Source organism: Cerasibacillus sp. JNUCC 74, from assembly GCF_053667775.1.
Genome location: NZ_CM132207.1, coordinates 1,038,531 through 1,064,434, shown reverse-complemented (window position 1 = coordinate 1,064,434; position 25,904 = coordinate 1,038,531). Strand labels below are relative to the sequence as shown.

The window sequence follows — 25,904 nt, the reverse complement described above, 5'->3', positions numbered from 1 at the left end:
TTATTAGTACACTCTCTATAATCAGTGCCTTATTTTTATAGTACTTCTTGATAAACAACTCTTTCTGGTGATATTAAACCTAAAACTGGAGTGGAAACTTGCTTATCAATCATTAACTCCTTTACCAATTTGCCTGTTGCCGGAGCTAGTAAGACACCATTTCGGTAATGTCCCGTTGCATAAAATAACCCGGAATAATTAGGATGCTCTCCGATAATTGGCAGACCGTCTTTTGTTCCGGGTCGAATACCTGACCAAATAGATTGAAGCGCTTCGGGCTGTAATTGAGGAAATACCGAAAATAAACGTTGCATCAGCTCATATATTCCGCCTGCAGAAGCATCGCTAGTTTGATCATTCGGAACAGAAGTTGCTCCAATAATATAACGACCATCCAGTTTTGGCACAAGATAAAAATCATGAAAGAATAACGTCTCTTTTATCTCCTGTTTTTTCGGTTTGATTGAAAAACATTCTCCTTTCATTGGTACCATTGGATTTGGTAGATCAAAAGTTGTAAACCAACGTTCGCTATCTGCACCTGTTGCAATAACTACTTGGTCAGCCGTAAACGATCCTTTATTTGTTGTTAGGACGAATGTTGCTTTCGCCTTTTGAATCGTTACTACATGACAGTTTTCTATAACCCCACCCCCTAATTGAAGGGCTGCTTGTTTAAACGCTTCACACACTCGTGTAGTTTCTACATGCCCATCCTCTTTTATATACAATGCTCCTACCACTTTAGACGGTAACGACAGAAACTTCTCTTTTAATTCTGCTCTTTCAAGCCATTCTAATTCAGAAAAGGCTAGTTGTTTTTCCAAGAGCTTTTGAGCTTCCACTTTCATTCAAAGCTACTTCTAGCATACCAAAAGAGGTAAGTTGTATATCGATGGAAGTAAGCTTATACAATTCCTGCCTTAAACTTTTATATAAATCTCTGCTTTCCTTACAAAAGCGATAAAACTCCCCAGAACGTTTATTTTCTGTGTGAACACCAAGCATACCTGCAGCGGCCCGAGTTGCTTGGTGACCACTTTCTCCTTTCTCCATAACCGTTGCAGATACGCCATTTTTATTTAAATAATAGGAAATACTATGTCCAATTACCCCTCCGCCAACAATAAGTACTTCATGATGATTGTTCACTTTTACTAACCACCTCTCTTAGTATCTTCACAGCTTCTAGTGGATTTTCTTGAGAAAAAACAGCTGACATAACAGCTATTCCATCAGTATTCACTTGTGCTAGTTCTTCAATTTTTGTTACATTAATGCCGCCAATTGCTATAACCGGAAGATAAACAGAGGAAATAATTTTTTCTAATTGCTTTATTCCTCTAGGCTCCATTCCTTTTTTACTAGCAGTAGCATAAACATGACCATACATGACATAATCTGCACCATTTTGCCCTGCCTCCACAGCTTTTGGTAAAGTATGAACAGACACACCTATCGTTAATGATGGAAATAGTTGCTTAATTTTATTTACAGGCAAGCTGTTTTCCGGTAAATGAAGCCTATTTACGCCTGTTATGGCACAAATTACAGCATGTTCATGGATACAGAGACGGTCCTTAGGCACTCCGGCAGCTAATAAACGATTCACAAACGCTAAGTACGCTCGCGGCGATTTCTGCTTTTCTCTTAAAATAATAAAATTAACATAAGGAGCGATAGCTTGCACCGTTTTTATTAACTCCGCTTCTGCCATTTTTCCATCAGTAACTGCAATTAGTTTCATACCACACCTCAGTGTTTTTCTTATACGATAAAGCCTAAAGTTTTATACTTTCCTGTAGTAAAATAAAAATGCCGCTTTCTCCGGGTTAGGAAAAAGCGACATACATAGTCATAGATTCAAAGACTAATATAAAGATACTAGTCAACTGTCACTTTCCTCCGCTGGTACTTCATCCAGATCAGGTTCAAAGAGTCCCAACGTCATACGTTGATCTCAGCCATTATCCAATGGCACCCCTAGTGAAAATATATTATTATTAAATATTTTAGAATATTACTTACCCATACTTTACATGATTATAAGTGATATGTAAAGTCATTGCTATTATCGTAATTTTTCACTAAAAAGTCTGGCTATGAGAATTATACAGTGAAGTTATAGAACGCTCATTATATAAATATTTCCCATAGAAGGTTATTTATAAAAGTCGGTAAGAAGCGCGAACGAAATTCTTCGTACATTAGAATGTATAAAATTTTAGCCTGAAGTTCATTCAACGTATTTAAAAATTTTTAAGTTCAAGTATAAGTGCAGCGTGGCTAGCGTCTACGCTCTCATTACCGCTAGCACATTTTCTTTATTAAAAGAAAAACGCTTTTTCCCACGTGGGAATGGGTCTTGAGGAAGCTATATGAGTGCTCATATAGCTAAATTAATAAAAGCTCTTCTACTAAAAGCGCCCACGTTCTGTAGGAAATGAAGCAGTCAATACACAAGCCCGCTATCCAGAACTGCGCCGTCTCGAACTTCAACTAAATAGAAGATGCTCGTGTCGGCTTTGCAACATAGATGCTTGTGACCTTTGCCGACCTTGTCCCCTTTTATCCTCCTTTTTGAACACCCTTTAAAGCTGTTTTCTAAGTAAAGGTTTGTTATACTAATTTCATAATGATCTTTAAGGGGGATGAACATGAGTCAAACTTTAGTTGAACAATTTGCATTTAACCGAAATATGCTATTAATGGAAATGGATAAACTGGATGAATCTCTCATAGATGTGCAGCTAGAAGGATTAAATAACACCATCCGCTGGCAAATTGGACATATTTTAACCGTTGCTGAACAATTTTTATTCGGATTTCCTAATCAATCAGCTCATTTACCGGAAAACTATGTTTCCCTATTTGGAAATGGAACAAAACCAGCTAATTGGCCAGAGGAAGTACCAAGTCTAGCTGGACTAAAAGATCAACTGAAAGACCAACTAAGACGGGTTATGGACTTACAGCCTGATTACTTTGCTACAAAATTGGAGAAGCCGTTTTTAGGGCAGGAAACGATTGGCGGTCTAGCAAAAGTAGCTGTTTTTCATGAAGCAAATCACAGTGGTCAATTACATACAATGAGACTGATTGCAGGATCAAAAGCGCAAGCGCTTAGCTAGTAACGTTGTACCAACGTCAGAGCTTTTGACGGGGTAAAGGGAAACTTCATTCAAGGAGTGCTTTTCTCCTTGAATGTTAGTACCGCAAGGGTATGACCTAAAGGCCTTTGAACGAATCGGGGATTTAGGAGCCGTTTTTCTCATCATGTTCTTAATATCATTTGCACATTTTGGATTGAGAAAAGTACGGATCCTTACATCCGGGATAAAAGCAACATGCCCCTACAACAGGGATATGCTGACAAACATTCTTAGGGAAATGTTTACACATGCTTTTTCCTTAAAAATTGCTTTCGTTTTATTCAACCTCCATATTATCCAGTAGTTGACCATTGATTTCTTTTCGTTCTTCTTCCGTTAGTAACCGTTTTTCTTTTTCCACATATGCTAACTGCTAGTTTCCTAACTGAAGTCCAAATTTTACAATGTTAACGTAAGGAACTTGAAAAAAGTTTTTCACTAAAGAATATCTTTAAATCTTCTTCCATAAAACCCAGTGAATAAGCTGACTGTGATTGATCACCATTCATCTTAAAGGGAGATCCTTCCCCTCATAAACTCACCTCTATCTTTACTCACAACGAATAACATCTTTATTTCAATACATAATTATATTTTTCTAATACCCATACTGGAAGCTCCATTCTTGATGTCATCAGCGGGTCAACAATTTGACAAATTCTCAGATCTGCCCCTACTGATAGAAACATAGCTGCTTCATCGCTATCCATTTTTAATTCGTTAACAAGAAAAGTGTGCATATTTTTGGTTGCTTGCCTTGCCGCTTCGTCCAGTGTCTCGGCAGAAGCGATTGTCATTACATGATCTGGGTCGGCTAAAAAAGGTAGCGGATAAGGCTGTCCTTTAATAACGCTAACTTTAACAGTAATTTCAGCAGGTATTTCCAAGCCACAGATGACTACCTCGCCATCTCCCATAACAGCATGTGCGTCCCCCATTGCCAAAAGTGCCCCATCTACATTTACTGGTAAATAAAGCGTAGCTCCCTTGCATACCCGCTTACAATCCATATTACCACCATGGTCTTTCGGCGTTCCAGTTGGTACCTCCTCATTACGGGGAGCAGTCCCAATAACACCAATCATCGGTTTAATTGGCAGCTTTAATTTTTCATTAAAATTGGCATAGCCATTTTCAACAGCGATGATTTTTGTTTTTTCTGCAACTATCCTCTCTCCAAGTACTCCCATTTTAGGAGCAGCCGTCATAACGCCTTGATCTATAATCTTAATATCAAGTATCTCTATCTTAAGCGTATCGCCAGGTTCCGCACCTTCTACATACAAAGGGCCAGTTGCCGGATTAATTTTGTCCCAGCCAACAGAACTAAACTTATCACTTTCGTTCTTAATCTGATTACTAAAACAGTCATAGGCTTCAAATAAGATTGTTTCGCCTGAAGCCGCTGTTTCGACCGGTTTATTGTTCGGGGACATCGTTAAGATACATCTTTCCTTAGCAATTTTTTTCATTTTTTGCCTCCTATTAGTAGATCATGAATAAAAAGTTACCTATATCATACCAGTTAATCGTTTTTAACAATACTCTCTAGTCATATTCTATTTTTTCTAGTTAAGGATCGATGATTTTAATAGCTGTAATTAAGCTTCACTGTTATAATAAGGATGGTTTTACAGCTGTGTAGGACTGTTTATTGAAGTTCTAACTATACAACAAGGAGAGAAGTTAATGAACAAGATTCGTCAAGTTATTTTTGATATGGATGGCCTGCTTTTTGATACGGAGCGTATTGCTTATAAGGCTTTAAAAAAAGCGATGGGTCAAGCTGGCTATCAACTATCTATGGATATATATAGTTTAGTTATTGGATCAGGAGTTCAAGAAGAGGAAAAAATACTGCAAGGTGTATACGGAGATGATTTTTCCTTAAGCCTTGTAACAGAAAATTATCTAAAAGAATTTCAGCATATCGTAGAAACAGAAGGTGTTGGCATAATGCCGGGAGTACATGAACTGCTCGATATATTAGATGAACTTCATATCAAAAAATGCGTTGCTTCATCTAGCTCACTGACAACCATTAAACATTACTTAACAATGAATGAATTAACGGATCGTTTCGATTTTTATATGAGTGGTGAAGAAGTAGAACGAGGTAAACCAAATCCTGATATTTTTATTGAGGCATGTCATCGAGCTGGAGAGAAGCCTGATACTGCTCTTGTTCTGGAAGACTCTCCAAATGGCTTAAGAGCGGCATATGCTGCTGGAATAAAATGCATTGTCATTCCTGATTTAGTTTCACCTAATCAAGAAATGAAAACAAAAGCTTATAAAATTGCAGATAGCTTATTCGATGTTCGAGATATGTTTCGTCGTATAAAATTATAGTATTTATGATCACAAATAATTTAGGGGGAAGGTATGAACAAATGACTTTCTCCTTTGCTTTTTACTGGTTATTTATAAATTGACCTTCATTCATTAGGGCTTTTATCTATGCAAAAAGCAGATCAAGGCTAAGATCAACGTCCTTTTAAAACCGTAATGTATTGCTACAGCAGTTTTTCTCGTCCTTGAAAAACCGCGATGTGTCACTACCGTAGCAAATCTATCCTTAAAAAAGAAGAACACTTTTTCTGCGTACGATGTATCGCTTTCGAAGTTTTTCTCGTCCTGTTAACCCAAACGAATCGGGCATATAAGTGTGCCTTTATTTCCTGCTTGTAATTCTTTTTGTTCCCTATTGCTCTTGAAGAGAAAAAACATACTGTACTATAGATGCGGAATAAAATTTTACTAAGCATTCATAAAATATCACACAGTTGTCATTTTTCCTTCACATATTGATATTGATATCATTTTTATTCGTTGATACAATTTCGTTAAACTATGTTTTAATTTGTTATTAATTGTTATATCTATCTTTATGAGTTACTTAAAATGAGCTGGCTTGGGCTCATGTTAGCAAAACTTTTCATTTACTAAAATCTTAAGAATCACTGTAATTAAGTTGTCTTAAGGGGATAAATACAACTTACCAGCAGTCAACCAAATAAATTGATAGAATAAAATTGATACATCTATGGGAGGAAGTTACAAATGAAAAAATATCTGGGGGTTATTCTACTAGCAGCAACAATTGTATTAACTGCTTGTGGTGGTGGTGTAGAGGAAAAAATCGAACCAAATATATCAGAAGAAGTAAACGACTTCACTTTTACTACACAAGATAATGAAAAGCTGTCCTTAGAGGATCTAAAGGGAGACTATTGGGTAGCTGATTTCATTTTTACAAATTGTACGTCTGTCTGCATACCTATGACATCCAATTTGGTAAAACTACAACAGAAGGTAAAGGAAGAAAATATAAACATTCAATTTGTTTCCTTTAGCGTAGATCCCGAAAATGATACACCAGAGGTATTAACATCGTATGCCAAAGACTATAAAGCAGATTTAGATAATTGGACGTTTTTGACAGGCTATGATTTTCAAACCATTAAAGAGTTTTCTATTAAATCGTTTAAGAGCATGGTGGCTCCTCCACCAGAAGGTGAGGATCAAGTTACCCATGGAACGAGCTTTTTCTTAGTTAATCCAGAAGGAATGGCTATTAAAAAATATAATGGCGTACAAGCAGATAGTATGGATCAAATTATCGCTGATTTAAAAGCACTTGGACTTTCCGAAAAAAAGTGATTTATACTCTGAGCCCTTTTGATGAAGTTTTGTTTGAGATCCAATATCATTTTCAAAACAAAAGCTAAGCTAACTTTAAAAGCTTAGCAAATAGACTGCTTTGTTATATGTTTTATTTAAATTCAAATTTTTAAAATAACAGCTAATGCTTTTGTGGGCATCAGCTGTTTTCTTCTAAATAGGTGTTGAACTCAATAGAAACGATTATAGTAGCTTTTATCCTTTATTTGATCACATTATTTCAAGAACTGCCACAATTGCCATTGCTAACAGTATAGATAGATGTTCAGTATTTGAAAATTTGCCAGCTTCTGTACGATCAGCTTCCATTGATGATGGAAATGTTCCTTTTACAGAGTTTGCTTAACTACAATCATTTGTGGAAGAATATTGTTTAACTCACTTAAAAACCGAATATCTTTTAATTGTATCCCAAAGCTATCCACGATGCGGAAATGAGGGTAATCACCTAAATAAGTAAAGAAGCTGATACAATGGACTTTCATTATATCAGCTTCATCGTTTATAAATTTACGTCCCCATTATTTGTATATCGTAGTACCTGTTTTACCTAAAATCGCTTCTTTAGCTTTATTTAATGAGGTGATGATTGCTTTTCTTCCTGAGCGTCCCTGCACAAATTGAATGGCAGCCTGAACTTTAGGAAGCATGCTGCCAGGTGCAAACTGTCTTTCAGCAATATAGTTATTTGCTTCAGCAATTGTCATTTGGTCAAGATCTTGTTGATTAGGCTTTCCGTAATTGATCGCTATTTTCTCAACAGCAGTAAGAATAAAAAGAAAATCAACATCTAATTCATTTGCTAAACACTGACTAGCCAAATCTTTGTCAATTACCGCATCTACTCCTTCTAAAGCATTTGCTTCCCTCTCAATTACAGGAATACCACCACCGCCTATGGTAATCACAATATGTCCAGCATCTACTAAATCAGCGATAACTTCTTTTTCCACTACTTTAATTGGCAGAGGAGAAGGAATTACTTTGCGATATCCTCTGCCAGCATCTTCCACATAAACATCATTTGTTTCTTTCATTAATTTTTCCGCTTCATGTTTAGATAAAAAGGATCCTATTGGTTTAGTCGGATTTTCAAAAGCTGGATCATCCTTATCGACTACTACTTGGCTAATAATGGTGGATACAGATTTATGAATGGATCGATTTAATAATTCTTCTCGTATTGCATTTTGTAAATGATAGCCAATATACCCTTGGCTCATCGCTCCGCACTCTGCAAACGGCATTTTAGGAATGTTCGTATTTGTTTTGGAACCATAATCAAATGCTATATGAATTGATCCTACTTGCGGCCCGTTCCCATGAGCAATAATTACATGATGCCCTTGCTCAATCATATCCGCAATCGGTTTAGCAGATTCTCGTACGAGCTCAAGCTGTTCTTTGGGGTTATTACCAAGTGCATTACCTCCAAGAGCAATTAACACTTTACCCATTATTTCCGCCCTCCCCGTAAACTTCATAAAAACGCATTAATCCTTTTTCAAAACATGCTTTTGGTGGGTGAACAATACCTGCGCCAATTTGACCAACACCGGCAATTTTACTAGCCATTCCAGTATTGATAACAGGTAAAATTCCCGTCTCAATGACTTTTAATACGTCTATTCCAAATGCAGTACCGCGGAAGTTTAATGTTGGAATGGAGAAATTATTGTTTTCACTAACTGTAATATCATACATTTGTTCACTGTAATGAATGGCATCTGCTACTTCACCACCAACAAATTGAACAATTGCTGGAGATCCACCCATTGCAAAACCGCCAATTCCCATCGTTTCCGTAATCGCACTATCCCCAAGGTCAGGTGCAGCATCGTCTTCTGAGAAACCAGGGAAAAATAGTCCCTTTACAAAATTAGCTGGTGCAGTAAACCACTCCCGTTCACCAAGCCCGCTAACGCGAATGCCAAATTCTACACCATTTCGCGCCATCGTAGTGACAACTGTAGAATAAGGAACCCCGTGACCTGCATCTAAAGCAGCTTTACAAGCCGGCATAGAAAGGTTTAGATAGTAATGTTCATTATCCTTAATAAATTGCATCACCTCACGCAATTGTTCTGTATCTAAATCCGTTTGTAAAAAGTAATCGGTAATTTCACGATAAAAAAGACTGGTAGAAGCTTTATTACGATTATGACATTCATCCCCCATATGCAAAGCTTGGGCAGTTATTGATTTAAGATCAATGCCATCGCTTAATGCCAATGCTTTTTTCAATGCTTTTGCATAAACGTCTTTGATCCATTTCAAGCGCTGAATAACATCCTCGGAAAAAGCACCAAATCGTAGCACTTTTCCTAATCCTTCGTTTACTGTACAATATGCTTTATTTCCATGAGTTCTGTTTTCAACAACATGAACTGGCATGGAGGGGGACACAATACCTGCCATTGGTCCTACAGCTGAATGCTCATGACACGGAGCAAACTCAATTTCACCGTTTGCAACTAAAGCTTTTGCTTCTTCCTCATTATTCGCTAGCCCTTCGTAAATTAATGCTCCGATTATGGCTCCTTGAACTGGACCAGCCATATTTCCCCATGCAATTGGAGGACCAGCATGAAGAATCATGTTGCTATGCATTCCTGGAATCACGTTTTTAGCTAGATCAATATCTACTAAAAATGGATGAGCCGCTTTTATTCGGGAAATCGCTTCTTTATTCGCATTATCTATTCTTTCATTATCTTGGAAATAGTCTAATGCATGAATTAATTCCATATTTCCTCCGGCAGGTGGCTGCCAATCGAATTGAATTGCTTCTGTTCCTTGTAAATCCAAATCATCTTTAAATGTTGACGTACCGATATTAATAACATGCAGCTTTTTGTTAAATAGATCTTGGATGTTACTCATGTTAATTTACCTCCTTAACAAGCATGGTTGCAATTTTAGTTGCCATCGCATTACTGTCAGCTACATAAACACCCATAGCTTTGAGTTTCTTTTCTTGTTGTTGATAGTCTTGCTTATCTTTAGAAGTTCCACATATATATGCAACAACTGGTAAATACCTTCCAGCTTGTGTAGCCATTTGTTTAGCTTCTTGAAGTGCATCTAGACTGACCCCAACTGGATCTTCATGTGAACCATATCCCAATTCAAAGTCCAGTAACAATACGGCTGTTTCAGGGTCTTTAGCCTCTGCAACAATTCGTTCATTTCTTAAGCTTGGATCAATCATTGGGTGTGGTTTGCCTTTCGTAAAATCATCATCACCTAAATCAAGTAAGGTATGACCTGTACTCGTATGAACGTCATTTAGCTTTTCTGCTTGTTTTTTGGCAACATTACTTTTTACTTTTAATCCAGCATCACGAATGAGCGATAATGCTTCTGAAGTTAAAGTACCACCACAGAAAAGCCCTCTAATATATTGTTGCGAATCTGTTATTTTTTTCTGTTCTGCTTTCGCCCAACTAGAAGCTGTTTCAGCAACTTCTGAATCGATCTCGCTTTCTGGATCGATCAATTTAACCGCTTGACGTGCAGCATCAATTAAAGTTGGAGAAAATACAGCCCCAGCCTCTTCAACTTCATGTGCATCACCATCTAAGAAACAGACAACTACTGGCTTTTGACATTTTTTAACCTCAGCTAGAATTTTTTCCTGAACTTTTGGAGCTGGCGGCTTAGAAATTAATGTGATTACTTTTGTTTTTTCATCAGCTTCCAACGCTTTAAGCCCTTGAAGCATCATGATTCCGCCAATCTCCTCATGAAGATCACGACCTCCTGTTCCAATTGCTTGTGTAATCCCATAGCCAAGCTTGTCAATTTGCACTGTAACCTCTTGTAATCCTGTACCTGAAGCAGCTACAAGGCCTATTTCTCCTTCACTCACCTTATTTGCAAAACATAAACCAGTATGATTAATAATTGCTGTTCCACAGTCAGGCCCCATGACAAATAAACCTTTTTCTCTGCCTAATTCTTTTAGTGATCTTTCATCCTCGATCGAAACATTGTCACTGAAAAGCATGACGTGCATTCCTTGCTTTAATACTTGTCTAGCCTCTCGCGAAGCATACTCGCCCGGAACGGATATAATCGCCATATTCGCTTCTGGCATCGTATTTAAAGCTGCATGAATGGTTTTAACTGGCTGGTTACCGTTTTTTTCTTTTTTAGATTTTTTTGCAGTTAATTCTGTTTCAATAAGTCCGATAACTTCTTCTACACGCTCATCGGAATCCGCTTTTACAGCGATAATGAGATCATTTTCTGTTGCAGTCTGTACTTTTTCTGTCATTAACCCTATATTATTTAATAGCTCTTTATTCATTTGTGTAGCCATTGACACAACAGCTTGTTCAACACCATCATACTTTTTAATTTTTCCAGATAAAGACATTAATGTAACGGAATCATGGTACGTATTTGGTACTACTTTTACAATTGAAGCCATTCCCAAATTCCTCCTTATATGAATGAAAGTTAAAAATGCGTTAATAGAGTCTAGATCCTGATATTAACGATTTTCGTTTCCTATTGATTTTTTATGTTGTAAAGTCATCTGCCATTTACTGATTACGAGGGTAAAACTGGCTTCGCAACAGTCAGAAAAGGTACAATTCCAACCTCTAATCCTCAAGCAGAATTCGCTGCTTTAATAATTGCCGGTATGCAAAGCTTACGCCGATTAACATATCGGTCCCGGAAATTGAACCAATAGATAGGACTTGCTGTAATGGCATCGTTGGATGATGAATATGTTCAAGTAAGTCGAGTAAAGCGTCATTAACATAACCGAAACAGCAATTTTCTAACATAAAATAACTAATATCTGTTGTTCTTCTTTTTAAAATGGATAAATTAACGTTGCAATTGCTCATAAAATCCTGATATAAAGAAAAACCGAAGTAATGCCATGTTGCCAGTAAACCAGTAAGGAAATCATCGCCTGATGGCGTTAATCCAACCCCTAAACCGGCAAAACAAAACATAAATTTTTCGAGTTGTTGGTTTTCTATTTCTTCTGTAATGGTTTTAAACCCCTTAACAAAAGGTTGAAAATAAATATTAACGATGCTGCTTCCACTTACCGTTTCACTTCGCCCAATCACATGCTTCCAGGCAGATAACAGTCCACCGTTTCGACCATTTGCCTCGATAAATGCATCGATATAGGCTAAATGTGACTCTGATAAAGCTGGTTTCACTTGGGAAAGGGATGAAAGCTCCCTTTCCCAGTGTTCTGAAGACATATAGCTCCATTGCCAGCCTTTTATTTGAATCGCTTTTTCACCAACCTTAACGACCGGATTACTAGGTTTTATAGATGAACACATAGCATTAAAGCTAATTTCATCTGTTGTTTTCATCATTTTTGGAGCTTGAATAATTCGGTCTTTTGCTAGAGAAAAAAGCATGCTGCCATCATTGGAAATGAAATTGATCACCTTGTCAAAAACACTGTGAACATTTCCAATTTGTTCACCTGTTTGAAGTTGGTTGAACCAATCAAGTAAATGCTTATCTATTACATGAATTTGGCAATGTTTATTTTTCATACAATCACCAATTGATTATGACTTAAGCTCCTTTAATTCACCTTTATCACGATAGAAGTAAAGCGCTAGTAAAGTAATCCCCATTGCAAGATAGCCTAATGCACCTGTCTGACCTGCACCAAAACCAATTTCAGGAGCATGAATCAAGCCAACAAAGGATAGAGCAGCAGCTACAAAGCTATATATAGCGGCAAGTTTATACTTTTTGTCAATTAAAAATATAACAATTGTAATTAACATCATCGATACGAGAATATCAGAAGACCCTAGCGTATCCCAACCAACATATTTAATACCATTATTGGCAAGTACATCAAAGCCTACTGTAGCTGCATCCGTACCTGCTGCGGCTAAAGCATTGTCAACCTGCTGAATAATATAACTTGCTACAAATGGGGTTAATCCTAGGAACATCGCCGGCATATGTTCTACTTTTGCTGTACTGTAAGCTTGGGTACCAATCGTCATTGTAATGTATACAAGGATTGGAAGTAGGGCAACTAACGGAATAATGGACATCATTAATGGCAATAAACCGATAAAGGAAATAATGATAACACCAACGCCTGTCGCCATCGAATAACCTACACGAGCGCCAGCCTTTTTCCAACCTGGATGACCGATATAAATAATGGTTGGAAAAACACTTCCAAGTGCTGCTCCAAAAAGGGTTAATACCCCTGGAACAAGCAGTGATAAAGTCGTAGGGTATTTATCTCCACCAACTTCAGCACTCTCGATATTATCCAAACTTTCAAGAAAATCATAAATTGCTAAAGGTATAGCAGCAGCTAAAAATGGTGATAAATAAGCAAAGCCTTCAGCTAAATGTCCGAGTGCAAAGCTAGGATATGCAAGGGAGAAGCCACTAGCAGCTTCTTTTACAGCAGCTACATCCATGTACCCAGTTACCCAAGCAAGGATCATTCCAATTAATATCGCTAATAATCCAGCTGGAATATTACCAGGTAATTTTTTATGTGCTAACCACCCAGCAAGAACAATGACTAATGTTATCAGTCCAATATAAGGTGTAGTAAATATTTCTCCCATTGGATTCATAGCAATATACGTTAGAGCAATACCAGCCAAAGAGCCTAACAAGGCGCTACGCGGGATATATTTTTGAATATAAGGGCCAACAAAAGCGCCTAATGTCATGATAATTCCTTGGACTAAATTCCAAGCAATACCTACTGACCATGCCAGCACCCAATCTTGAGTGTTGGCATATACCGGTAGCATGACAGCAAACGATACAACAAAATAATGTGGTACACTTAAGCCATATGGCAGTGCAGTAACATCATCACGGTTTTCTCTCAATGATTTTCGTCTAGCCTGAATAGCGAAAAAGATTCCGCCAATCCCAATGGTAAGCGCTGCTGCCGGAACAATATGCCCATATACAATATCTCTCGGCATGTTAATGGCAACAAGCAGTCCTATTGCAGCAAGGAAGTTTGTTAACACATTACTAAACAGTCCGAAAAATCCATTGATATCTCCTTTTACAAACCACGGGGTTCCTAGAATTTGTTTAGAGTTACCCATATTTTCTTCTCCTTTCTGCTATTTACTAAGTGCTTCAAGTAAGTTTTTTGATGGTGCAGTCCAACCGAATATGCCACCTTGTTGATGAATCATACGAATTGAATCTTCATGATCTCTCGGATCAAAAGCAGCTGAACAATCTTCTAGTAATAAGCAATCAAACCCACGATCATTAGCTTCTCGGATCGTTGTTTGTACACAAACATGTGTAGTAACTCCGCCAACTAATAAATTTGTAATTCCTTTATTGCGTAAAATTATCTCTAAATCAGTCTGAAAAAATGCTCCTTTCCCGGGCTTATCAATGATTACTTCACCTTCAACAGGAGTAAGTTCATCGACAATATCATGACCATATTCCCCACGAACTAGGATTCTTCCCATCGGCCCTTCATCGCCAATACCTGCTCCCTGCTTTTTACCACGAGCTAATTTATTTCGCGGGCAATCGGTTAAATCCGGGCGGTGACCTTCACGTGTATGGACAACAAATAATCCTTTTTCTCGAGCTACTTCCAATACATTTTTAATGGTTGGTATAATGGAACGTGTTAATGTAATATCATTTCCCAATTTCTCTCCAAAACCGCCTGGTGCACAAAAATCACGTTGCATATCAATAATCACTAACGCTGTATTATCTAAATTGAATTCAAAATTATAAGGTTTTGCTTCCATCGAATATAATTTACTCATTTTACAATTCCTCCATGTTATTTGTATTTTGTTTCACATAAATACTTAGTAAAATCAGTCCTACCACTGCATAGCTAATTGCAGTTTCCCAGCCAACACCTATGCCAATTTCTTTATAATGAATGATTCCAAAAAACGATAAAATCGTTCCGATTAAACATACCACTGCACCATTTTTAAAGTTTTGATCGATAATAAACACGAGAATACTTGACCATATCATGCCAATAATAATAGCACCTGTTCCTAAACTAAGGAGTCCGCTATACTCTAAACCAGCAGTTGCTATGGCGGCATAACCAACCTCTAGAGCCGATGTATCCGCACTCGTGAAAGCAGTATCGACAATATTTTGCCCCCAGTTAGCAATCCAAGGGATCATCGCTAAAATAACAGCTGGTGCGTATTTCATATCGACATGCTGAAATGCTTGAGCTCCGATAATTAGTCCAATATAGATTAAGATCGGTACAATCGCTTCAAGCGGAATGATCGTTAACAGTAACGAAATTAATCCAAGCCAAGTTAAGACTAAGATAGATAATCCGGTGGCCCATGTATAGCCGATTCGGGCTCCTGCTTCTTTCCAGCCAACATGCCCGATAAATACCGCAGTTGGGAAAGGGCTTCCAAATAGGCTGGCTAATATTGTCGTAGAACCATCGGCAATTAAAGCTTGTTTAGTATTATAGCTGTCACCAGCGACTTCCGCACTTTCAATATTATCAATCGTTTCAAAAAAATTATAAATTCCTAAGGGGATTGCAGCGATTAAAAATGGCCCTGCTGCAGAAAAACCGTCAATAATTCGCTTTACTGAAAAAGTAGGTACGCTTAGCTGTATTTGTTTCGCTGACTCTGTAACAGCACTTATATCCATATTTCTAGTTATCCAGCCAATAATAGTACCTATGATGATAGCAAACAAACCAACTGGTATCCGAAATGGTAACTTCACTTTACCGAACCAGCCAAGAAAGATAATGGCTAATGAAATAAAGCCAATATACGGGAGATCAAACGTCTGCATTGCTGGCGTCATAACGATAAAAGTAAGTGATACGCCTGCCAGTGAACCTAGCATGGCTGCTCTTGGCAGTACCTTTCTGACTTTCGCTCCAATTAGGGAACCTGATAATTCAATAATCCCTTCTACAAATCCCCACGCTAACCCGGCAAACCAAGCAATATAAGGGTCTCCTGTTTTCCAATACACTGGTCCCATAATGAGAAACACAATTAAAAACATATGTGGAACACTCGTACCAGAAGGCAATGCCGTTACCGTATCTCTTCCTTCTTTTTTTGCTAATCGATAAGCCATCCAACTATAAATAAGGCTACTAGCAAAAATTGATAATCCAACTGCTGGAAGAATTTTTCCATAGGTAATTGCAGCTGGCATACCGATTGAAATATTTAATAAACCTGCCATCACTAATAAATTCGTTAAGTTATTCGTAAATAAACCAAAAAAACCATCAATATCTTCTCGATGCCACAATTTAATTCGACTAACTGCCCCGCCCATGGCGATTCACTCCCTTAAAATAGGGTTTTCTTTTTAAAGCTGTGACCTCCTCATTATATTTAATTTTGTTAACTCTCACCTCTTTCCGTTTCTTTGTTACAATCATCATATCAATGATTGAAAGAGTATTCATTAGCAATTTTAGACGAATAAAACTTTATTTATTGTAATAAACCAACAACAAAATCCATACTAGTCGACAACGTTAAAAACATTGCCACAATTTTATATACTATTTACTGATTATCTATTTTTTTGCGATTTTAAATATAAATATAATTGAAAAGCAACAGCTACTTGCGTCATTTCTAAACCGTCTTCTCCTTCTATCCCCAACTCTTTTAGTTTATTAATTCTATAACGCAACGTATTGTAATGAATGTACATATCGTCTGCTGTTTTTTGTAAATTATAATTATTTTTAATGTAATATTTCAGTGTTTCTAATAAATTTCCATTTTTTTGTTTATCGTATGTGATAACTTTTCCTAATTTTTCTGTTACTAATGCTTCCAACACATCTTTATCTTGTACATAGTGAAATAAGCGGAATAAACCCATATCCTCATAAAAATAGACAAATGACTCCCCAGCTAACTTCCTTTTATAAATATCAAAAACTAATAACGAATTTTCATAGGCCTCTTTTAACTGTTTCATATTATAAATGGTCTCTGAAATACTGATTCCAATATGACAAAGTTCTTTAAAATTGGAGATAATTAAATCACTTGCTCTTTTTAACTTTTGTTTTAACCTTTGCTCAAATACAATGCTGATAAAGCAAACTAAAGAATCGTTATAGTAAACAACTTGACAGTTATCTATTGGTGTATCCAGTATTTCAGATAAAATTCTCTCTATTAAACCTGAATCAAGCATTCGATAGTAAACCGATAATTTTTTTGCACTATCCGTAATATTTGATTTTATGCTTAAAATAACCGTTGGAAAATAAAATGCCCATTTAAATACCTTCGCTTTTTCGATAACTTCTGTTTGTGATGTATAATGATTATTAAAAATATCTCTAATAAAGCTATATAAGTAGTTCCTCTCTTTTTGCAGTAAAGCTTTTTCTGTTTGAAATAAGAAAGCTACAAGAAAAGACGCTTGTTCAACAGCAACAATCAGGTTTTCAGTTGCACCTTTTCCTTTATTTAAAAGTACAAGCAAATAACCAAACTTATTATCTCCTGCAAAAATAGGCTGAATAAATAAATCACCTTTTTCATATGTGACATCATTAACTTGAACAGTGAAGTTCATTTTAAAAAGCGATGAATCAGTTGAATGATCAGCATAATTAAAATCTATATTATTTTCGTTTTGATCAATAGAGGTGACAATACATGTTAAGCTGTTATCCAGGATAATTACTGGAGCCTCAATGATATTTGCAATGGAGTAAACAAATTCACTTAAATCTGCTCCTTCCAATAATAAATTTAGCAATTTTTGGTGAAGCCGATCCCGAAATTCTAACACAGAAGTTCTAGACCCTAAAAGCTCAGATAAAATTTGATTCGTCAAATTAGATAAATTGGCATCATCTGGTAATTTCATTAATGGTAAGCTAAATTCGTCCGCCTGTTTGATCATACTTTCAGGGATTGCCTCAATATACCTTCCAGGCTTTATCGCTATTCCAGCAAGCTTTTGTTTTGCCAATCTAGGAATAAGCGAATTTATTTGTGTTTCGTCATCAGCAATTGGATATAATGTAGTTAATAACAACCCATTTGCATCGATATAAGCATCTATATCTGGAACTTCCATAAAGTAAACATTTTCCACCATGCGCTCTAAACCTTTACTTCCCGCTATCAGCTCTACTTGTTTAAATCTTTCCATTTCTAATACGTCTTTAACAGTTATATACATCGATAATCTCCTTATGATTGTCTGTAAGAGATCACTATCCAGACAAATAATACTAATATTATATGTGTGCTTACTCAAGCCATAATACGCTAGATATCTCCATAAAATCAAGGTTCTAATGAATAATTCACTATTAACTAATCTGTCTTTATTTTACTTTAATAACATTCGATAAAAGCATTACTATTAAAATTTAGAAATGGATAAGGCAATACTTAAAACGTAAACCGTTCTCTTGATACCCAATATGTGATGAAAATTTTTATAAGTTTTCATGCTGAAATTTGTCATTTAAAGGTTATCTAAAGGTACAAACTGTTGTGTTGAGTAGTATTGCTAAGTAATTACTACAATCTATACAAGCACTAAAAATCGCTGGGAATGTCTGCAATCATCATAGTAAACTGATAATTCAATCTGGAAAGGTATGAAGGAAGGAAAAGGAATTGTTGAGGGTTATTAAAGGTATTCGGTTCTACGAATGGCTAACTTATTGTAAGTGAAGCTTCACCCATAGAGACTTTTCCCAAAGGAATTGTGCGAATAAGATAATAAGGCCTTACCAACCGACAGTCGGGCTCCCATCTAAGCTCACTCATCAAGTAAAGCGATAAGGTGGGAGATGAAGCCGATAATTCTTGAAGAAAGCAATTAATTCCTACAAAAAAGTTACTATTTGTCTATAAATATGCCATAAAGCTATTTCTACTACTTCCTTCTTGGAAGCAGCAGATAACGAACAGTTATTTAATTACATCATAAAAATATATAGTGAAATAATTCACATATAATTTTCTAAATAAACAACCTTTCTACATGCTTGTTACATTAATAACAAAATACTTATTGCTATAACTGCCATTCCACAGATAAGACCATACATTGATAATTGTGCTCCATCATATTTCTTCGCAGCAGGTAACAACTCATCTAACGAAATATATACCATTATTCCAGCAACCATAGCGAAAATAATCCCGAACATCGTATCATTTAGAAATGGCATTAATAGTAAGTATGCAGTAATAGCACCAAGCGGTTCTGTAAGACCTGTTAACAAGGATATCCGAAAAGCTTTACGTTTATCATTCGTTGCATAATAGATAGGAACAGCAACTGCAATTCCTTCGGGTATATTATGAATTGCGATAGCAACCGCAATAACTACACCTAGGACTGGATCCTGCAGTGCTGAGACTAATGTAGCAATACCCTCTGGAAAATTATGAATCGCCATTGCAATTGCTGTAAAAGTACCCATCTTTAGTAGTTCTGCATGTGGCGCTTTATTGGATTGGTTCCGATTCACCTTACTATCTATGAATTGATGAGGGGCATTTTCTTTTAAAATACATTTATCAATAAACATAATTAAAATCATTCCAGCAAAAAACGAAGTAACCGTAAGCCAACTTCCCATTTTTGAGCCAAGTTCAGCAACTAGTGACTCTTGAGCCACTGCAAAAATATCGACTAATGAAACATAAATCATAACCCCAGCTGAAAATCCTAATGAAAATGATAAAAACTTTGTATTAGAAGTTTTGGTGCAAAAAACAAGTAAACTTCCTATGCCCGTTGATAGACCGGCGAATAATGTTAATAAAAATGCAATGATTACTTCTTGCTCCATAGTATATCTATTGTCTCCTTTAAAAATAATATGTGATTAATTTCACATAAATAGGTATAATTTGTTCAACAAGTCTTATTGCAAATAGAAGGAAAGTAATTCTTCTTTATCGCATCTTCTTTCACCACAATAAGATATAGCAGATGGTTTTCTTGTTTTATGTTATTTTAATTGCTAGCTAATTCAAATTCGATGACACAAATCTAATTGATAATGAAAATCATTCACGTTTTTTATCATAATACTATTTCTTACCTAAGTCAATTGGTTATCGATTTATTTTTATCACCGATGAAAACAATGGATATGATAAATGATTTTCTGGAGGTTCTTTCTTTTATGTTATCTCTCCTTACACTATCTTTCATTGATCTTACTTATTTCCAAAAGAGGAACCTTTATTCCTTCTACCACCGCAATGATGATAACGTTCTCGGCAGACTTATTAACTTTATTAATGCTATACTTGAAATAAAAAAGGATGAAAATGTTGATATTTACAGAACAAGAAATCAAATGGATACGATCTGAAATAACAGCCAGCGACAAAACAAAATACATTACGGATAACCTGTTAGCATTTATCTATGAGAAAAAACTATTTAAATTAATCGTTCCAGAAGAGGTAAATGGCTTTATGCTATCTTTTCCGGAAGCCATTCGTACATTTCAAGAGACTTCGCGAATTGATGGAACGTTTGGCTGGTTAGTAACGATCGGTTCAGGCGGAGGAATATTTGTCCCTAACTTTACGGAAGAAGCAGCGAAAACTTACTACTCACCCAAACAAGCGGTCATCGCAGGAAGCGGTTTTCCAGCTGGTACAGCAAAAAAAGTGGATGGAGGATATATAGTAAACGGAGAGTGGTTTTATTGCAGTGGTTCACAATATGCGTCTATTTTTACTGCCACATGTAAGGTAGAATCATCTGGATCAGAAAAACACCCCCGGCTTCTTTCTTTTATCTTTGAACCAGAGCAAGTAAAAGTTACGGAAGATTGGAATGCAATCGGTTTAAAAGGAACAAGTAGCCATACCATTTCTATTACAAATCAATTTGTACCCGATTATCGCACATTTTCTATGATTAAAAAACAAAATAATAATTACTTGGATAACATCTATGATTTTCCCTTTTTAATGTTTTCAGAAGCCTCCTTTACAGCAATTGTGCTTGGGATAGGAGAACATTTTTTAGAAACAGTACAACATTTCTTAAAGGAAAAGAAATCATTGTGGGATGATGATCGTTATATGTTGATAGATGAAATCTATCAACGTGAAAAAGAGCATTGGCGTAAAGCTCGCAATTTATTTTATGATCAAGTACATGATAGTTGGAAAAAACACCTTCAGAACAAAAGGCTAACTGCAAAAGAACAAGCGTATTTTGGCTTAATCTGTAGAAAAGCTGTTTCTACAGTATTAACTTGTGTAGATACCTTATTTAGATTAATTGGTATGCAAGCCGTCAAAGAAGAATCACTTATAAATCGAATTTGGCGGGATCTTCATACAGCTGCTCAGCATGCATTTCTCACACCACAGACAAAAGAAGATATTTTACCTTTAACTTGAATGTTGTAATTACAAAAACACAGGAAATAGTATAGAAAATCTATAGCTTAGAAAACTTGGTAGTACCAGCTTTCGTGCATGATTTCCTAGTTATCCTTATACGTTGAACATTACATTTTTCACGTGTCAAAACTATCATATTAAATGTTATGTTTACTAATCTATATCCTAATACAAAACAATATCCTGTATCCTCTCAATGAGTGATACAGGATATTGTTTTGAATAGAATCACCTTTTTTTCTTTATATGTCATCAAGCTAAATACATCTTTCATTTATTACACGTAAATTAGAAAATCTTTTGGTTGATTGTACTCATTGTACTTTGTATGAACTGCAAATAATTATTTGATCCAAGCCTTGTTGCTTATTATTTTTAACATATAAATTTTACGCTGCTTCTTCTTGTTTATTTGCCTCGTATTCTTTGTTTCGTTTTTTCATTTGCTTTATATACCAAATAAATAGTAAAATATAACCACCTAGAGCTCCAAAAGCAGCCAGAATAGATTTAAAATTAAAGTCTGCCCCGGCTTTACCTACTAAAATTGCAATAAACTTTTCCACTGGACCTTCTAAAGTAGAGTGAGTAATTAAAGCACCTTCTTCTAATCCAGCTGGGGCAGCACCTACTGATGCAGCTGTCTCTGTTACAAACGGAGCAATTACGGTTCCGGACCATAAAAATACAGGAATCATAATCGTACCTATTAATATCATTCTAATAATCCTTCCGCGGCAAACCACTAGCAATGCAGGTGTTAAACCAATAGCAATAATTCCTCCTAAAGGAAGGATCCCATTACCGGGTAAGATTAATGCTATACCCAGCATAATTGGTGCGAGAATATTAGCAGCCGCCCACATTTCAGCTCGCGCAGCCACGAACGGCCAATCGATTCCAATATTGAATTTTCTTCCTTGTAAGCGGTTACTCATAAAATCTGTTATTCCTTGAGATATAGGTTCCATAGCTGAAATAAACCATGTTCCTACTATAGAAAAGAGTTCTAGAGAAACTCCGCCAATAAATGCTAATGTAAATATGGTTGTAACGGACTGTTGACCGAGTAATCCAACAAAAGCTCCTAAATAAATTCCAATTGCAAACTTACTTCCCCAAAAACCGATCTTCTCATTTAGCCAAGCTGCATCGAAATCATATTTATCAAGGAATGGCAAAAACTTTTCAAACAACTTATCAAAAAACATAATTAATGGATTGAGCATAAAGTTTAAATGCGTCGTTGTGGTTGGATTTGTGTCAGGCATGTCCAATAAATCATTAAATGTCGGCTTCATTATATCAGCATTAATAAATTTCATTACTCCTAATACAATTACAAGGATTGTTGCTATAAACAAATTATCTGAATAATACATAACAAGAAGTCCAATAATGGATAAATGCCAAAAATTAAATATATCGACATCTAACGTATCCGTTTTATTTATCACCAGCATAATCAGATTTACAATTACGAGTATGAATAGAAAGAACAGCGTGTACGCAGATCCCCAAGTTATCGTTGCTAATGGTGCCCATCCCACATCCGTTATCGTTAATTCGATTCCCGTAGATTTAACAAAATCTTGCAGTGCGGGAGCAAAGTTTCCTGTTAAAATGTTTATTACTGCACCAATTCCGGTTAAAGCAATCGCTAGTTTAAGTCCTCCCTCAAGCGCCTTGCTTACCTTAACCTTCATAAGTATAGCTATTAATGATAACAAAATAAACATCATTGGAGCGGCACCTAAATCAATTAAGGGTTGAAATATTTTGTTTGCAAAATTAATTATACCCTCCATATTGTTCACACATCCTTTTTTATATTAAAGATTAAGTGATAACGTTATTTATTGACCTTTTTGATAACGCTTTCCAATTCATTAAAAACTGGTGCTGCCATTGCAGGAATACGATAAAGAATTGGTCCAGCCTCTACAACTGGAATCTTAATATCAAAGCCAAATTTCGTTTTAGAAATTGGTGTAAAAATATCATATTGATTCATCATCTCTTCTGTAATATCTTTTATTACTACTGCATCTACTTTTACGGTATAACCACGCTTCTTCATTTCTTCCTCAATTGCCGTTTTAATTTGATGACTTGAATTAATCCCAGCACCACAAGCTGCAAGTATTTTTATCATTTTATTGCACTCCTTTTATTTCCATATTTTCATTGGTTAAAAATTGATAAATCTCTTCTTTGCTATCTAACTGTTCTAATTTCTTCATATTTTCTACTGTAGTAAAAAAACTCATTAATTCAGAAAGGATATTTGTTTGGTTTCCTTTTTGATTGTTAATAATAAAAAACAAATATTTCACATCAATTACCTTGTCAGGTGCAATCATATTTTGAAATAAAATAGGCTTTAGTAGCTTCACCAATACGATACATTTACGAAGACAAAATTCTGGTTCCGTATGAGGTATAGCAACATTTGGAAGACCTTTGCCCACGGGACTCAAATCAAGTCCAGTAGGGTAGTTATTTTCTCTTTCAATAATAGATTTAGTAAACTCCTCCTTTACCACCCCTCTTTCATGTAAACGATTTCCAATAAGAGTAAATATCTCGCTTTTTTCTTGCACATTTTTAATAAAAATCAAATTCTTATCAAACAATGATTGAATCGCTTCCAAAGAATCACCTCCTTTAATCTCCAACATTCAAAATATTGTTAATCTTGATACAATCCTTTATCCCACTTTTCGATAAATTCATCAAACATATGATTAGCGTCTATTGCTTCTTCACTCATTGGAATGGAATCTATTTTACTGATTAGCGCTTTGTTTTCTGGTGTTGCTTCATAGTTTGTTTCTAAAAAGACATCAATTGCATCCTCTATCACACCAATCCCTAGAATACGACCTCCCATAGCTAAAACATTGGCATTTAAATTTTGTTTCGCGTATCTCGCAGTTTCAATATCCCCGACTAATGCAGCTCGGATACCTTTTACTTTATTTGCACTGATTGAAATACCTACTCCAGTCCCACAAATGACGATCCCAAGATCTGCTTCACCTAAAACAACTTTTTCTGCTGTTTTTCTTCCAAAAATAGGATAATGCGTACGTTCCTTATCATAGGTTCCATTATCAATAACCTCATGACCTTTTTTTGTTAAATAGTCTGCTACATGATTTTTAATTTCCGTGACTATATGATCACATCCAATTGAAATTCTCATGTTAACGCTCCTCCCCTAGCACATTTTATTTAGCATATCTACTCTAATCTGGTGTCGGCCTCCATCATATGTTGCTTGGAGAAACCTGGCACAAATACGCTTAGCCAATTTTTCTCCAACGATTCCTGAACCAATAGTAATAATAGATGTATTATTGTGACGAACCGTCATTCTGGCGGAGTGTTCGTCAAAAACATTGGCACAAATAATACCTTTATATTTATTTGCTGTGATTGATGAACCAACACCATACTCATCAACAACAATTCCTCTGTCAGCTTTACCTTCATTTATCATTTTAGCTACTTTGGAAGCAGCCTCAACAAAATCGTAGTCTTTGCTTTTCGTTACATCGATGATTTCATAGGGATGATTTTCTAAATATTTTTTAAGTTTTTCCTTTAGTTCAATTCCAGCCTTATCACTTGCAATGGCGATTTTCATTCTCAATCCTCCTAAAGAGCTAGTTTATTATGTTGCATTTATTTTTATAGAAAGTTGTATATTCTATCGGCAGGTTTTTGTCGGTAATAATTGCAGTTATATCTTCGACTGGACAAATAACCTGAAATGCCTCGACTCCAAACTTCGAACTATCACTTACGATATATGTTTCTTTTGAATTACCTATAACCGTTCGCTGAATTGCACCTTCTTCCTCATCTGCAGTAGTAATAGCATTTTTAAAAATCCCATTTGTACCTATAAACGATTTATTCACTTTAATATCTTTTATCCAATTCATAGTCAAATACCCGATAAATGTTTTCGTTCGTTCCCTTAATCTCCCGCCAATCAAGACAACTTCAAATTTTTCCGCATTCTGAAAGCGATTAAAAATAGAAATGGAGTTCGTTATAATTGTTGCTGAGTTAACGTTAATATAATCGTATATAAAACCAGTAGTTGTACCAGGGCCAATAAATACAATGTCTTCATCTTCAATTAATTCAGCCGCTTTTTTAGCTACGTATTTTTTTTCTTCTACATTTAACGTTTCTTTCTCCATGTGAGAGAGCTCAATGTAATTATTTTTAGGTTTAAGTTTTGCGCCACCATGAATTCGAACAATTTGCCCTTGTTTTTCTAGATCTACTAAATCTCTTCTTATTGTCATCTCGGTTACATTTAGTTTTTTCGCTGTATCCGAAACTTTTATAAAGCCATTTTCTTTTATTAAATTGATAATTTTTGTCTGTCTACTTTCCTTCACATACATCACCACTCAATGTTCTAAAATGTTCGTTTTTGTTCTATAATGTTATTATACAATGAAAGCACTTTCCATGCAATAACTTTTACATAGGTTCACATTTTGTTTGAAATTGTTTCTAATGTTTAGAAACAAACATCTTCATTATCATTTAAAACAGGTCACATTTTTCCTTCCTTTCTAATAGATGTCAGCCCAACAAGTGCTGGGACTACATGAGAGTTTAC

23 protein-coding genes and 1 riboswitch are annotated in these 25,904 nt (G+C 35.8%); of the genes, 4 read left to right on the top strand and 19 right to left on the bottom strand.

The genetic code is table 11. The features are described 5' to 3' along the window. Nucleotides 1-35: 35 nt before the first annotated feature. The 3 genes from JNUCC74_RS04800 to JNUCC74_RS04790 are packed head-to-tail and all read right to left on the bottom strand — an operon-like array spanning nucleotide 36 to nucleotide 1,747. A complete protein-coding gene (locus JNUCC74_RS04800) occupies nucleotides 36-851 on the bottom strand; it encodes an NAD(P)/FAD-dependent oxidoreductase (protein WP_454067130.1) in 816 nt (271 codons plus the stop codon). Continuing rightward, the gene (locus tag JNUCC74_RS04795) at nucleotides 802-1,152 is read right to left on the bottom strand and encodes an NAD(P)/FAD-dependent oxidoreductase (RefSeq protein WP_454067129.1); all 351 of its coding nucleotides are present in this window, start codon (nucleotides 1,150-1,152) and stop codon (nucleotides 802-804) included. The genes JNUCC74_RS04800 and JNUCC74_RS04795 overlap by 50 nt, the downstream gene beginning before the upstream one ends. Further along, nucleotides 1,136-1,747 (bottom strand): thiamine phosphate synthase, encoded by a 612-nt coding sequence (locus JNUCC74_RS04790; protein WP_077319761.1) that lies wholly within the window; start codon nucleotides 1,745-1,747, stop codon nucleotides 1,136-1,138. The genes JNUCC74_RS04795 and JNUCC74_RS04790 overlap by 17 nt, the downstream gene beginning before the upstream one ends. A gap of 136 nt (nucleotides 1,748-1,883) precedes the next feature. Continuing rightward, nucleotides 1,884-1,995, bottom strand: a riboswitch (TPP riboswitch). 662 nt (nucleotides 1,996-2,657) lie between these two features. On the opposite strand from JNUCC74_RS04790, the gene JNUCC74_RS04785 reads away from it, so the two are divergent. Beyond that, on the top strand, nucleotides 2,658-3,131 hold the full coding sequence (locus tag JNUCC74_RS04785) for a DinB family protein (RefSeq protein ID WP_454067128.1): 474 nt from the start codon (nucleotides 2,658-2,660) through the stop codon (nucleotides 3,129-3,131). A gap of 593 nt (nucleotides 3,132-3,724) precedes the next feature. Here the strand turns inward: JNUCC74_RS04785 and JNUCC74_RS04780 are convergent. Continuing rightward, complete coding sequence (locus JNUCC74_RS04780) at nucleotides 3,725-4,624, bottom strand: acetamidase/formamidase family protein (protein WP_454067127.1); 900 nt, start codon at nucleotides 4,622-4,624, stop codon at nucleotides 3,725-3,727. Between the two features lie 217 nt (nucleotides 4,625-4,841). Here JNUCC74_RS04780 and JNUCC74_RS04775 point away from each other — a divergent pair, with 217 nt between their 5' ends. Both JNUCC74_RS04775 and JNUCC74_RS04770 read left to right on the top strand, forming a co-directional pair. After that, the gene (locus tag JNUCC74_RS04775; RefSeq protein WP_454067126.1) at nucleotides 4,842-5,504 is read left to right on the top strand and encodes an HAD family hydrolase; all 663 of its coding nucleotides are present in this window, start codon (nucleotides 4,842-4,844) and stop codon (nucleotides 5,502-5,504) included. A gap of 711 nt (nucleotides 5,505-6,215) precedes the next feature. Next, complete coding sequence (locus JNUCC74_RS04770; protein ID WP_454067125.1) at nucleotides 6,216-6,815, top strand: SCO family protein; 600 nt, start codon at nucleotides 6,216-6,218, stop codon at nucleotides 6,813-6,815. A 542-nt stretch (nucleotides 6,816-7,357) separates the two neighbouring features. Here the strand turns inward: JNUCC74_RS04770 and arcC are convergent. From arcC to zupT, 9 genes are all read right to left on the bottom strand, one after another. After that, nucleotides 7,358-8,293, bottom strand: coding sequence for a carbamate kinase (gene arcC / locus JNUCC74_RS04765; protein WP_454067124.1), 936 nt, complete (start codon nucleotides 8,291-8,293; stop codon nucleotides 7,358-7,360). Next, nucleotides 8,286-9,719, bottom strand: coding sequence for an oxamate carbamoyltransferase subunit AllG family protein (locus tag JNUCC74_RS04760; RefSeq protein WP_454067123.1), 1,434 nt, complete (start codon nucleotides 9,717-9,719; stop codon nucleotides 8,286-8,288). Before JNUCC74_RS04760 ends, arcC begins: the two co-directional genes overlap by 8 nt. 1 nt (nucleotide 9,720) lies before the next feature. Further along, nucleotides 9,721-11,271 carry an acyl-CoA synthetase FdrA gene (gene fdrA / locus JNUCC74_RS04755; RefSeq protein WP_454067122.1) on the bottom strand — a complete coding sequence of 517 codons (1,551 nt, stop codon included), beginning with the start codon at nucleotides 11,269-11,271 and terminating at the stop codon, nucleotides 9,721-9,723. Nucleotides 11,272-11,446: 175 nt separating this feature from the next. Then, nucleotides 11,447-12,376: a DUF2877 domain-containing protein gene (locus JNUCC74_RS04750; protein ID WP_454067121.1), complete on the bottom strand. Its 930-nt coding sequence runs from the start codon at nucleotides 12,374-12,376 to the stop codon at nucleotides 11,447-11,449. Nucleotides 12,377-12,391: 15 nt separating this feature from the next. After that, complete coding sequence (locus JNUCC74_RS04745) at nucleotides 12,392-13,930, bottom strand: xanthine permease (RefSeq protein WP_454067120.1); 1,539 nt, start codon at nucleotides 13,928-13,930, stop codon at nucleotides 12,392-12,394. A gap of 18 nt (nucleotides 13,931-13,948) precedes the next feature. Next, complete coding sequence (locus JNUCC74_RS04740) at nucleotides 13,949-14,626, bottom strand: cysteine hydrolase family protein (RefSeq protein WP_454067119.1); 678 nt, start codon at nucleotides 14,624-14,626, stop codon at nucleotides 13,949-13,951. A gap of 1 nt (nucleotide 14,627) precedes the next feature. After that, nucleotides 14,628-16,157, bottom strand: a complete 1,530-nt coding sequence (locus JNUCC74_RS04735) for a xanthine permease (protein ID WP_454067118.1) — start codon at nucleotides 16,155-16,157, stop codon at nucleotides 14,628-14,630. Between the two features lie 243 nt (nucleotides 16,158-16,400). Beyond that, nucleotides 16,401-18,041 carry a PucR family transcriptional regulator gene (locus JNUCC74_RS04730; RefSeq protein ID WP_454067117.1) on the bottom strand — a complete coding sequence of 547 codons (1,641 nt, stop codon included), beginning with the start codon at nucleotides 18,039-18,041 and terminating at the stop codon, nucleotides 16,401-16,403. A gap of 823 nt (nucleotides 18,042-18,864) precedes the next feature. Beyond that, nucleotides 18,865-19,674 (bottom strand): zinc transporter ZupT, encoded by an 810-nt coding sequence (zupT, locus tag JNUCC74_RS04725; RefSeq protein WP_454067116.1) that lies wholly within the window; start codon nucleotides 19,672-19,674, stop codon nucleotides 18,865-18,867. A 490-nt stretch (nucleotides 19,675-20,164) separates the two neighbouring features. Here zupT and JNUCC74_RS04720 point away from each other — a divergent pair, with 490 nt between their 5' ends. Next, nucleotides 20,165-21,253 carry an acyl-CoA dehydrogenase gene (locus JNUCC74_RS04720; protein ID WP_454067115.1) on the top strand — a complete coding sequence of 363 codons (1,089 nt, stop codon included), beginning with the start codon at nucleotides 20,165-20,167 and terminating at the stop codon, nucleotides 21,251-21,253. 392 nt (nucleotides 21,254-21,645) lie between these two features. On the opposite strand, the gene JNUCC74_RS04715 is transcribed toward JNUCC74_RS04720, so the two are convergent. From JNUCC74_RS04715 to JNUCC74_RS04690, 6 genes are read right to left on the bottom strand one after another with little or no spacing between them, the layout of a single operon-like run. Further along, the gene (locus JNUCC74_RS04715) at nucleotides 21,646-23,064 is read right to left on the bottom strand and encodes a PTS galactitol transporter subunit IIC (RefSeq protein ID WP_454067114.1); all 1,419 of its coding nucleotides are present in this window, start codon (nucleotides 23,062-23,064) and stop codon (nucleotides 21,646-21,648) included. Nucleotides 23,065-23,108: 44 nt separating this feature from the next. Then, complete coding sequence (locus JNUCC74_RS04710; RefSeq protein WP_454067113.1) at nucleotides 23,109-23,411, bottom strand: PTS sugar transporter subunit IIB; 303 nt, start codon at nucleotides 23,409-23,411, stop codon at nucleotides 23,109-23,111. Nucleotide 23,412: 1 nt separating this feature from the next. Continuing rightward, a complete protein-coding gene (locus JNUCC74_RS04705; protein ID WP_454067112.1) occupies nucleotides 23,413-23,910 on the bottom strand; it encodes a PTS sugar transporter subunit IIA in 498 nt (165 codons plus the stop codon). Nucleotides 23,911-23,948: 38 nt separating this feature from the next. After that, nucleotides 23,949-24,464 (bottom strand): galactose-6-phosphate isomerase subunit LacB, encoded by a 516-nt coding sequence (gene lacB, locus JNUCC74_RS04700; RefSeq protein WP_454067111.1) that lies wholly within the window; start codon nucleotides 24,462-24,464, stop codon nucleotides 23,949-23,951. Between the two features lie 15 nt (nucleotides 24,465-24,479). Then, the gene (gene lacA, locus JNUCC74_RS04695; protein ID WP_077319742.1) at nucleotides 24,480-24,908 is read right to left on the bottom strand and encodes a galactose-6-phosphate isomerase subunit LacA; all 429 of its coding nucleotides are present in this window, start codon (nucleotides 24,906-24,908) and stop codon (nucleotides 24,480-24,482) included. 19 nt (nucleotides 24,909-24,927) lie between these two features. Then, nucleotides 24,928-25,677, bottom strand: a complete 750-nt coding sequence (locus JNUCC74_RS04690; RefSeq protein ID WP_245799777.1) for a DeoR/GlpR family DNA-binding transcription regulator — start codon at nucleotides 25,675-25,677, stop codon at nucleotides 24,928-24,930. Nucleotides 25,678-25,904 lie beyond the last annotated feature (227 nt).

What these genes read in the sequence shown, in the direction of transcription:
- JNUCC74_RS04800 (WP_454067130.1), bottom strand. Translation starts at nt 851, where the DNA reads ATGAAAGTGGAAGCTCAAAAGCTCTTGGAAAAACAACTAGCCTTTTCT.
- JNUCC74_RS04790 (WP_077319761.1), bottom strand. Translation starts at nt 1,747, where the DNA reads ATGAAACTAATTGCAGTTACTGATGGAAAAATGGCAGAAGCGGAGTTA.
- JNUCC74_RS04785 (WP_454067128.1), top strand. Translation starts at nt 2,658, where the DNA reads ATGAGTCAAACTTTAGTTGAACAATTTGCATTTAACCGAAATATGCTA.
- JNUCC74_RS04780 (WP_454067127.1), bottom strand. Translation starts at nt 4,624, where the DNA reads ATGAAAAAAATTGCTAAGGAAAGATGTATCTTAACGATGTCCCCGAAC.
- JNUCC74_RS04775 (WP_454067126.1), top strand. Translation starts at nt 4,842, where the DNA reads ATGAACAAGATTCGTCAAGTTATTTTTGATATGGATGGCCTGCTTTTT.
- JNUCC74_RS04770 (WP_454067125.1), top strand. Translation starts at nt 6,216, where the DNA reads ATGAAAAAATATCTGGGGGTTATTCTACTAGCAGCAACAATTGTATTA.
- arcC (WP_454067124.1), bottom strand. Translation starts at nt 8,293, where the DNA reads ATGGGTAAAGTGTTAATTGCTCTTGGAGGTAATGCACTTGGTAATAAC.
- JNUCC74_RS04760 (WP_454067123.1), bottom strand. Translation starts at nt 9,719, where the DNA reads ATGAGTAACATCCAAGATCTATTTAACAAAAAGCTGCATGTTATTAAT.
- fdrA (WP_454067122.1), bottom strand. Translation starts at nt 11,271, where the DNA reads ATGGCTTCAATTGTAAAAGTAGTACCAAATACGTACCATGATTCCGTT.
- JNUCC74_RS04750 (WP_454067121.1), bottom strand. Translation starts at nt 12,376, where the DNA reads ATGAAAAATAAACATTGCCAAATTCATGTAATAGATAAGCATTTACTT.
- JNUCC74_RS04745 (WP_454067120.1), bottom strand. Translation starts at nt 13,930, where the DNA reads ATGGGTAACTCTAAACAAATTCTAGGAACCCCGTGGTTTGTAAAAGGA.
- JNUCC74_RS04740 (WP_454067119.1), bottom strand. Translation starts at nt 14,626, where the DNA reads ATGAGTAAATTATATTCGATGGAAGCAAAACCTTATAATTTTGAATTC.
- JNUCC74_RS04735 (WP_454067118.1), bottom strand. Translation starts at nt 16,157, where the DNA reads ATGGGCGGGGCAGTTAGTCGAATTAAATTGTGGCATCGAGAAGATATT.
- JNUCC74_RS04730 (WP_454067117.1), bottom strand. Translation starts at nt 18,041, where the DNA reads ATGTATATAACTGTTAAAGACGTATTAGAAATGGAAAGATTTAAACAA.
- zupT (WP_454067116.1), bottom strand. Translation starts at nt 19,674, where the DNA reads ATGGAGCAAGAAGTAATCATTGCATTTTTATTAACATTATTCGCCGGT.
- JNUCC74_RS04715 (WP_454067114.1), bottom strand. Translation starts at nt 23,064, where the DNA reads ATGGAGGGTATAATTAATTTTGCAAACAAAATATTTCAACCCTTAATT.
- JNUCC74_RS04710 (WP_454067113.1), bottom strand. Translation starts at nt 23,411, where the DNA reads ATGATAAAAATACTTGCAGCTTGTGGTGCTGGGATTAATTCAAGTCAT.
- lacB (WP_454067111.1), bottom strand. Translation starts at nt 24,464, where the DNA reads ATGAGAATTTCAATTGGATGTGATCATATAGTCACGGAAATTAAAAAT.
- lacA (WP_077319742.1), bottom strand. Translation starts at nt 24,908, where the DNA reads ATGAAAATCGCCATTGCAAGTGATAAGGCTGGAATTGAACTAAAGGAA.